This is a genomic window from Streptomyces swartbergensis (assembly GCF_002148965.1).
GTDB lineage: Bacteria > Actinomycetota > Actinomycetes > Streptomycetales > Streptomycetaceae > Streptomyces > Streptomyces swartbergensis.
Window position 1 is genome coordinate 1 of record NZ_NGFN01000823.1, and the last position, 725, is coordinate 725.

Sequence of the window (725 nt, forward strand, 5' to 3'; positions counted from 1 at the left end):
GTTCGGGCCCGTGAGGTCCGCGAGGTGGCACGCGCTCTCCACGGCCTGTTCGGCTGCCTTCTCCACTCCAAGCCCGGCCTGCGCCGACAACTGCATGACCGGCTCAACGACCGTTCCGCTCAAAAGGGACCGGCGAGCAGTGTCACAGACGTGTTGAGCTCAATCCGGAACGCGGTCCATCCGCGGCAACAGGGGATCAGAGGGCAACTGGTCGGTCGGTGCAGTACAGGCTGACGCAGAGGGGGCACAGAGGGGTGCCTTCCACCCGGTCCCAGCCGGGAGGCAGCACTGCCAAGCCGGTGCGCTGGTTCACCATGAATCCGTCGGACTTGGCAACCGTCCTGCACCATGAGCACGCCACGATCAGCCTTCCGGCCGCGTGTCGATACGCGACCCAGTGCTTGATCCAGCTGATCAGCTTCAGCATGTGCTCACTCTAGAGCTGGCGGCGACCTGGTGTRAGGGCCGCGAGCAGCAGGGCGGCCACGCTGCCGGCTTCCGTGATTTCACCGGCACGCACCGCTGAAACGGCGTCGTGCAGGGGACGCCACTGCACGGTCATGCCTGACTCGGTGGCATCCCGGTGCATCCTGCCCGGCTGGAGATCCAGCCTCGCAGCCGCCACCGACAACGCCCGCGCGGTTGCGGGCCCGGCCCGTGCCTTCCTTCACCCAGGCCGGGCCAGGCCCGCCGCGCTCACCGCGCCTTCGGCAACGCGTCCAGGG

Annotated in this window: 1 protein-coding gene; it reads right to left on the reverse strand. The window is 68.2% G+C overall.

The features are described from left to right. Positions 1-196 precede the first annotated feature (196 nt). Positions 197-427 (reverse strand): hypothetical protein, encoded by a 231-nt coding sequence (locus tag CA983_RS46060; RefSeq protein ID WP_143645905.1) that lies wholly within the window; start codon positions 425-427, stop codon positions 197-199. Between the last annotated feature and the right edge of the window lie 298 nt (positions 428-725).

What these genes read in the sequence shown, in the direction of transcription:
- CA983_RS46060 (WP_143645905.1), bottom strand. Translation starts at nt 427, where the DNA reads ATGCTGAAGCTGATCAGCTGGATCAAGCACTGGGTCGCGTATCGACAC.